This is a genomic window from Pseudomonas tehranensis (genome assembly GCF_014268615.1).
Taxonomy (GTDB): domain Bacteria; phylum Pseudomonadota; class Gammaproteobacteria; order Pseudomonadales; family Pseudomonadaceae; genus Aquipseudomonas; species Aquipseudomonas tehranensis.
In genome coordinates, this window is the sequence record NZ_JABWQV010000231.1 from 1 (window position 1) to 7,955 (window position 7,955).

The following is a 7,955-nucleotide window of genomic DNA, read 5'->3' on the forward strand; positions in this document are numbered from 1 at the left end:
CCTCAACGGGTATCGCTACACCCTGAACCCGACGGGGTGGGTGGATCCGTTGGGGTTGGTATGTCAGTGTCCTGGTGATATCGACGCCGATGGACCCTTCAGCGAGATTGTGCCGGGGGGAGGTTTGGCTGCGCATGAGGCTCGAGGAGGACATTTGATGAAAAAGCATATAGGTCGTTCTGAAGCTCAGTTAAGAGCGCGCCTTGATTCAGAGCCTCATGTGCCTACCGCATCGACATTTCCTGATAGAGCAACGGCGGAGTCGGCGGCCTCCAGCGTCTTAAAAACGAAGAAAAAAGAAATAGATTTTTTTTTGAGTGACAAGTTAGAAAAGTCGCTTCTTCTACAGCAATCTTTCCCTTCTCCTATCGGGGTCGGCGTTATACGTAAAAGTGGAGAATTGGAATCACTTTCGGTTGTGACCCTGGTCCTTAGGAAGTCTAATAAATCCCCTGTCGGATATAACTTACATACAGGATTAGTCGAAAAAAATGAGAAATAAATACCCGAAACTCTTTCAATTTCTTGGCTGCTATTTCCACCAGGACTGGATGTGCGACTCATCGGATCCTGATGGCATCATCAGAACCTATATAGCGGACTCTGCGCCTCAAAACATTAAAGTTATCAAAGAAGAAATTTCAACGTTGCTTGCAATGAATCTTGACGAAGAAAATCTTAGAGATTTCATCATGGATAAAATGCCTTGCAACTATTGCTATTGGCTAGACTGGGAGTCAGCTGAAGCTTGGCTGAACCATATTCTTGAAATACTGAATAGCGAGAATGTCGATTGTGCCGAGCGCTAATGAATTGCGCTTGTGGCGACAAAGCTTACTCCCACTGGGCCTGTAGGCGCTGTCGAGCGAAGCGAGGCTGCGATCTTTTTCCAGACAGTTAAATCTCAAGCGAAAGATCAAGATCAAGATCAAGATCAAGATCAAAAGATCGCAGGCTTCGCGCCAGCTCCTACAAAGTCCTGCGGTGTAGCCGTCATCACACCGACAAACCCACCTCCACCAAAGGCTCGCGCTCAGCCAAACCATCAACCAAATAAACACTCCCGCCCAAAATCTCCTTGGCATGATGCTTGGCCTGCGAAGCCAGTTCCGCCAACTGGCTCGCATCCAACTCCCCACAAGCCTCCGAGCGTAAATGCACCACCCCAATCGACAATGACAACAACGCAAATTCCTGCCGAACCCCCTGGCGATTCAACGCGGTAAAACATCCGGCCTCCAGATGTTCAGGACGGTAGAAGCGCCGGCAGTGGGTCTGGAAGTCGCTCAGTAGCTGATTCAGCCGTTTGCGCCAGTCTTCCGGGCCGAGAACCAGCAGGAAGTCATCGCCGCCGATGTGACCGACGAAGTCGCGGCTGGGGTCGATGCGTTCGTTCAAGCATTGGGCCAGGCACAGCAGGACTTCGTCGCCGCGGCCGTAGCCGTAGATGTCGTTGAAGGGTTTGAAGCTGTCGATGTCCACGTAGCAGATCACCGATTCCTGTCGTTGTTGCAGCAGCCGCGTCAGGCATTGCTGGATCGGCACGTTGCCCGGCAGCAGGGTCAGCGGGTTGGCGTAGCGGGCCTGTTGGATTTTCAGTTCGGTGATGAGCTTGAGCACGTCGATCACCCGGCCCAGGCCCAGGTAACTGCCGTTGAGGGTGATGATGAAGTCTTCTTCGATGCGTTGTCGGGCGCGGCTGGTGATGAGGCGGCTGACCTGTTGCAACGACTGGTTCAGTTCCACCGCCAGGAAGTCATCGCTCATCAGGCGGCTGATGGGTTTGCGGGCGAAGAGGTCGGTGGCGAAGGGTTTGAGCAAGGCATCCGAAAGCGAATGACGATGGACGATGCCGCAGGGCTGGTCCTGATCATCCAATACCGCCAGGGAGTTGAGGTTGGCCTGGCGCCGAAACGCCTCCAGTACGGTGGCCGTTGGCGTGTCATGGGTCACCGCCGGTTGTTCGTTGAGCAGCGCCCCGAGGTCGTTGACTTCGTCGGTCAACGCCACCGCACCGGCGTCCTGCCGGGGCATCAGCGCCCTGGCGTCACGGGATGGCTGCTCCTGCGGGCGGGCGAGCAGATAACCCTGAACCAGATCGACGCCCATTTCTATCAATACCGCCAGTTCTTCCGGCAGCTCGATGCCCTCGGCAATCACTTGGGCACGGGAAGCCCGGGCAATTTTCAGGATCGAGCCGACGAACTCGCGCTTGAGGGCGTCCTGGTGAATGCCATCGATGAAGTGCCGGTCGATCTTCACGTAATCGGGGCGCAATTCGGACCACAACCGCAGGCTCGAATACCCGGCGCCTAGATCGTCCAGGGCGATGGAAAAGCCCATGGCCCGATAATGATGCAGGGCGGTTTGCAGGAGTTGGAAGTCGTCGATCGGCGTTTGTTCGGTCAGTTCGATCACCACCTGGCTGGGCGGGATGCCGAAGTCTTGCAGCAGTTGCAAGGTGCGCCCGGTCTGGTGGGCGGCTTCGAGCAAGGATTCGGGGGACACGTTGAGAAACAGCTTGCCCGGCAGTTTCTGCTCATTGAAACGTTGGCAGGCGCTGCGTCGGCAGGCCAGTTCCAGCTCACTGAGGCGTCCGGCCTGGCGGGCTACGGAGAGCAGGGCGATGGGCGAGTGCAGCGGGCTGTTGGAGGGGCCCCGGGTCAGGGCTTCATAACCGACGATGCGCCGTTCGGAAAGGCAAATGATGGGTTGGAACAGGCTGTGCAAACCGCTTTGAGCCAGGATTGAACTCAAGGCACTCAGCTGTTCTGTCGTGGTCATGGCAATCTCTGGCGATAAAAAAAGGACTGGGCGCCACCCGTTCAAGGGGGCGCCCGGTCCTGTATTTCACGACAGAATGATGTCAGTTTGATGACGCTCCGGGGAGCGTCAGCATTAAATGGCCATCATGTCAGTGCTTGGCAATCGCCGTGTTGAGTTTCAGGTAATCGATGAGGATACGACCGGTCTCGCTCAGGTAGGCATCGTCTTCCGGTTTGGTTTTTTCCGGCTCGGCAATCAGGTCTTCATCCTCTTTCTTCAGTTCCTTGAGCGGCTCTTCACCCTTGGCCTTGCGCCGCAGGTTTTCCATGGTCAGTTGCTTGGCTTCGATGTCGGCATGCTGCGCGCGACGCTCGGCTTCGTTGAGGGTGACGGTTTTCTCCAGCATCAACTTTTGCGCCAAAGCCAGCTTGTCACGGATGAAGACAAACTCCGCGTCCTGGGACGTGCGAGCATCGTGATCGGACTTGAGTTGCGCCAGGAACGGCTTGAACGGATCCACCGCCGGCTTGATCGCCGGCCGGATGGTGTCCCACGGCATGGCCTCGGGCAGGGCGCTTTCACCGATTTCCTTGGTGTCGATGATCGACGGGTAGTCGATGTCCGGCAGCACGCCTTGATGCTGGGTACTCTGGCCGGAAACCCGGTAGAACTTGGCCAGGGTCAGCTTCAGTTCGCCATGGTTGAGCGGCTGGATGGTCTGTACGGTGCCTTTGCCGAAGGTCTGGCCGCCGATGATCAGTGCCCGGTGGTAGTCCTGCATGGCGCCGGCGAAAATCTCCGAGGCCGATGCCGACAGGCGATTGACCAGCAAGGCCATCGGGCCTTTGTAGAACGCGCCCGGGTTTTCGTCTTCCAGCACGTCCACACGGCCATCGGCATTACGCACCAGCACGGTCGGGCCCTTGTCGATGAACAGACTGGTCAGTTCCGTGGCTTCCTGGAGGGAGCCGCCGCCGTTGTTGCGCAAGTCGATGACGACACCGTCGACTTTTTCCTTCTGCAACTCGGTCAGCAGCTTCTTCACATCGCGCGTGGTGCTCTTGTAGTTCGGATCGCCGGCGCGGAAGGCCTTGAAGTCCAGGTAGAAGGCCGGGATCTCGATCACACCGAGCTTGTAGTCCTTGCCGTCCTGTTTCAGTTTGAGGACGGATTTTTTGGCCGCTTGGTCGTCCAGCTTCACCGCTTCACGGGTGATGGCCACGACTTTGCTGGTCTGGTCGTTCGGCGCATTGCTGGCCGGGATGACTTCCAGGCGCACCACCGAGCCTTTCGGGCCGCGGATCAGCTTGACCACTTCGTCCAGGCGCCAGCCGACCACGTCGACCATTTCCTTGTTGCCTTGGGCGACTCCAATGATCTTGTCCGCCGGGCCGACCTGCTTGGTCTTGTCGGCAGGTCCCGCCGGCACCAGGCGCACGATCTTCACTTGATCGTTGTCGCTCTGCAGCACCGCGCCGATGCCTTCCAGGGACAGGCTCATGTTGATGTCGAAGTTTTCCGCATTATCGGGCGACAGATAATTGGTGTGCGGGTCGTAGGACATGGCGAAGGTATTGATGTACGCCTGGAAGATATCTTCGGCGCGGGTCTGGTCCAGGCGGGCCAATTGGTTCTTGTAACGCTTGGTCAGGGTTTCCTGGATCTGCTTGGAATCCTTGCCGGCGATCTTCATGCGCAGCACTTCGTCCTTGACGCGTTTGCGCCACAGGTCGTCCAGTTCAGCGGTGCTTCTGAGCCAGGCGGCGTCCTTGCGATCCACCTGCAAGGTTTCCTTGGTATTGAAGTCGATCTTGTCGACACCTTTGTTCAACTCGGCAAGGGTGTAATCCAGACGCGCCTTCACGCGATCCAGATAGCGCTTGTAGATGATGAACCCGGCGTTCAGGTCGCCGCTCTTGAGGAAGTCGTCGAACTGGGTTTTCCACTTGTCGAATTCAGCGATATCGCTGGCCAGGAAATAGCTGCGCGAGGGATCAAGCAGCTTCAGGTAGCTGTCGTAGATGATGACTGAACGCGCGTCATCGAGCGGCGGCTTGCTGTAGTGATGGCGCTTGAGCAATTCAACGACGTTAAGGCTGGCAATCACCTCGTCGCGATCAGGCTGAAGCTTGTCCCAGCTATTGGCTGCGAACGTATCGCTCGACAGCGGCAACAGACCGAGGCCAATGACAAGCGCGAGGGCGGTGCTGGGGAACAGGTGCTTCATGCTGATTCGACGCAGGGACAATTGATAACGCATATTAGGCCGTCTTTGAAGTCGCCGGTTCCATGTGGCCCGGGCGCATAATGCAAGAAAGCCCGGCGTTACAGCAGCGGGCCCAGTCGAGACTCACTATGGAGGCACCGTGAAAGCATTGCAAGGCGTTGAAGGCCAAGTGGTATGGGCAGATGAGCCAAGTCCGACGTGTGATGTAGGGCAAGTTCGCATCCGCGTGGCGGCCGCCGGTCTGAATCGAGCCGATTTGTTACAAAAGGCCGGGCATTATCCGCCACCGCCCGGTGCCAGTCAGGTGCTGGGCCTGGAGTGTTCCGGGGTGATCAGCGAGGTCGGACCGGGTTCCTCGTGGCAGGTTGGCGATCGCGTTTGTGCCCTGCTGGCTGGCGGCGGGATGGCCGAAGAGGTGGTGGTCGATGGCCGGCATGTCCTGCCGGTGCCCGAAGGGTTATCCCTGGCTGAAGCGGCCGCGCTGCCTGAGGTTTACAGCACCGCGTGGCTCAATCTGTTTCAACTGGCTGCCCTCAAACCGGGGGAAAAAGTGCTGCTGCACGCCGGGGCCAGTGGTGTCGGTTCGGCCGCGATCCAGTTGTGCAAAGCCTTCGGCAACCCGTGCTGGGTCAGCGTCGGTTCGGCTGATCGTCTGAGTTATTGCGAGGCGCTGGGGGCCCAGGGCGGGGTGGTGCGCACCGATGGCCTCGAGAGCCTGAACGACTTCGCCCCTTTCGATGTGATCCTCGATCCGGTAGGCGCGAACTACGCCGCGTTGAACGTGAAACTTTTGTCAGTTGACGGCCGTTGGGTGTTGATTGGCTTGATGGGCGGGCGCTCGACCGAACTCGATCTGGCGCAGGTGCTGGGCAAGCGCATCCAATTGCTCGGCTCGACCTTGCGCAGTCGTGACGATCAGTTCAAGGCCGACCTGATCAGTGAGCTGGGGCAGCAGGTGTGGCCGCTGTTCACCGACAAACGCCTGAGCCCGCAACTGGCCAGGACCTTTGCGATCAAGGATGCCGAAGCGGCGTTCGCGGAGCTGGCAACCAATAAGGTTTCAGGCAAGTTGGTGCTGATAATCGATGAAAGCCTGAGCTGATTTCGGCAGCTATGTGTGCCCTGTGGCTGCTGTGTAGGAGCTGTCGAGTGCAACGAGGCTGCGATCTCTTCCTTGGCACTTGAATCTCAAGCGAAAGATCAAAAGATCGTCCGAACGCGGCCCGAGCCTCCGCCAGCTCCTGCAGGCCGCTGCCGACATGACTCGCACCTCTGACCGGCGCCCACGGGCAAGCCGACCTTTGGTCGGTAGCGCGTATCCGATTCATGTGCCCTGCTAGCGTTAACTAATGGAGGGATGGGGTAACCGCAGCTTTCATTTCACCAACCAGGTGAAGAGGTTGATCATGGCCATCGCCGAATGGCGCATGCAGGGCGTCGAATTCATTGCCTGCAACTGCAACTGGGGCTGTCCGTGTCAATTCAATGCACCACCGACCCATGGGCACTGCCATGCGGTGGCGTCGATGCGGGTGGAGCAGGGGTATTTCAATCAGGTGGCGTTGGGAGGTTTGTGTTGGGCCGCCACCTTCGCTTGGCCAGGCGCCATCCATGAGGGCAACGGCAGTTGTCAGGTGTTCATCGATGAACGCGCCGACGAGGCGCAACGCCAGGCCCTGCTGACCATCCTCTCTGGCCTGGAGAGCGATCCCGGAGCCAACGTGTTTCAGATATTCAGCACCACCATGAGTGAAATGTTCGAACCGCAGTTCGTGCCCATCACCCTGTCCATCGATGTCGATCAGCGTTTGGCGCACCTGGACATTCCCGGCGTGCTGCAGGCAAGCGGCGAGCCGATCCGCAGCCCCATCGACGGTTCACCGCATCGAGCCCGCCTGTCCCTGCCTGACGGCTTCGAGTTCCTTGAAGCTGAAGTCGCCAGCGGCAGCTACCAGACGCATTCAGCCCTCAAACTACAATCCCAGGGCAGTCATAGCCACCTCGCCCATGTGCACTTCACTGGTCATGGCATAGAGCCATAAAGATGGCAGAGCCTCAGGCGGTGACGCAGAGCAAGCGACTGACAGGCGAGCAGTTGTTGTTCTTGCTCTGCCTGCTCGCGTTGACTGCCCTGGCCTGGTTGATACTGCTGCAGATGGCCCGCGACATGAGTGCGCCGGGCGGCATGGCCGATGCGGCAATGGCCGGTATGCTCATGCCCTGGAGCCTGGGCGATGCGCTGCTGATGTTCGCCATGTGGGTGGTGATGATGATCGGCATGATGCTGCCCAGCGCTTTGCCCATGCTGCTGATCTACCAGCAGATGCTGCGCAAGCGCATGCCGGCACCGCAGCGACACCTGGCCCTGCTGCTGTTCTGCTGCGCCTATGGCCTGGTCTGGGCCGGCTTTGCCCTAGGCGCCACGGCGCTGCAATGGGCCCTCGAGCAGCTCACCCTGCTCAGTCCGGGGATGCGCGTCAGCAGTACCGCGTTGGGCGCCGGCCTGCTGCTGGTCGCAGGCGTCTATCAGTGGCTGCCAAGCAAGGCGGTCTGCCTTGAGCATTGTCGCGGTCCGCTGCATTTTCTTCTCAGCTACTGGCGCCCCGACGTGCTCGGCGGCTGGCGCATGGGGCTGGCCCATGGCGCTTACTGCCTGGGCTGTTGCTGGGCCCTGATGGGCCTGCTGTTTGTGGTCGGCGTGATGAATCTGCTTTGGGTGGCAGTGATCGGTGCCTTCATCCTGCTGGAGAAAAACCTGCCGCAGGGACTCTGGCTCAGTCGCATCTGCGGTGTGTTGTTGCTCGGCTGGGGCCTGTGGTTGCTGCTGGGCTAGCTGAACCTGTGGGAGCCTGCTTGTGATGATGGAGGCCATACAGCTTTGAAACAGCAGACCTCGCCCCCGGAGGCGCTGCCCGATAAAAGGCCCTGCTTATCCCTTCGAACTGTCATTCCTGACAGTAGA

Annotated in this window: 7 protein-coding genes; 5 read left to right on the top strand and 2 right to left on the bottom strand. The window is 58.7% G+C overall.

Annotated elements, in window-relative coordinates:
• Both HU811_RS22475 and HU811_RS22480 read left to right on the top strand, forming a co-directional pair.
• Positions 1-502 (top strand): RNase A-like domain-containing protein (locus tag HU811_RS22475; RefSeq protein ID WP_302467667.1); only part of this gene is annotated, 502 nt, incomplete at its 5' end.
• Entirely contained in the window at positions 492-809 is a 318-nt protein-coding gene (locus HU811_RS22480) for a contact-dependent growth inhibition system immunity protein (protein ID WP_186658157.1), read from the top strand. The genes HU811_RS22475 and HU811_RS22480, both read left to right, overlap by 11 nt.
• Positions 810-996: 187 nt before the next feature.
• Here HU811_RS22480 and HU811_RS22485 read toward each other — a convergent pair whose 3' ends face one another.
• A complete protein-coding gene (locus HU811_RS22485) occupies positions 997-2,784 on the bottom strand; it encodes a bifunctional diguanylate cyclase/phosphodiesterase (RefSeq protein ID WP_092403467.1) in 1,788 nt (595 codons plus the stop codon).
• A 130-nt stretch (positions 2,785-2,914) separates the two neighbouring features.
• Complete coding sequence (locus HU811_RS22490) at positions 2,915-4,993, bottom strand: carboxy terminal-processing peptidase (RefSeq protein WP_177193401.1); 2,079 nt, start codon at positions 4,991-4,993, stop codon at positions 2,915-2,917.
• A 139-nt stretch (positions 4,994-5,132) separates the two neighbouring features.
• On the opposite strand from HU811_RS22490, the gene HU811_RS22495 reads away from it, so the two are divergent.
• The 3 genes from HU811_RS22495 (at position 5,133) to HU811_RS22505 (ending at position 7,826) form a co-directional block, all read left to right on the top strand.
• Positions 5,133-6,095, top strand: a complete 963-nt coding sequence (locus HU811_RS22495; RefSeq protein WP_092403471.1) for a zinc-binding dehydrogenase — start codon at positions 5,133-5,135, stop codon at positions 6,093-6,095.
• Between the two features lie 304 nt (positions 6,096-6,399).
• The gene (locus tag HU811_RS22500) at positions 6,400-7,035 is read left to right on the top strand and encodes a DUF1326 domain-containing protein (protein WP_186658159.1); all 636 of its coding nucleotides are present in this window, start codon (positions 6,400-6,402) and stop codon (positions 7,033-7,035) included.
• Between the two features lie 2 nt (positions 7,036-7,037).
• Entirely contained in the window at positions 7,038-7,826 is a 789-nt protein-coding gene (locus HU811_RS22505; protein WP_186658160.1) for a DUF2182 domain-containing protein, read from the top strand.
• Positions 7,827-7,955: the final 129 nt, after the last annotated feature.

Coding starts and splice junctions, on each gene's coding strand:
- HU811_RS22480 (WP_186658157.1), top strand. CDS start 492: ATGAGAAATAAATACCCGAAACTCTTTCAATTTCTTGGCTGCTATTTC.
- HU811_RS22490 (WP_177193401.1), bottom strand. CDS start 4,993: ATGAAGCACCTGTTCCCCAGCACCGCCCTCGCGCTTGTCATTGGCCTC.
- HU811_RS22485 (WP_092403467.1), bottom strand. CDS start 2,784: ATGACCACGACAGAACAGCTGAGTGCCTTGAGTTCAATCCTGGCTCAA.
- HU811_RS22500 (WP_186658159.1), top strand. CDS start 6,400: ATGGCCATCGCCGAATGGCGCATGCAGGGCGTCGAATTCATTGCCTGC.
- HU811_RS22505 (WP_186658160.1), top strand. CDS start 7,038: ATGGCAGAGCCTCAGGCGGTGACGCAGAGCAAGCGACTGACAGGCGAG.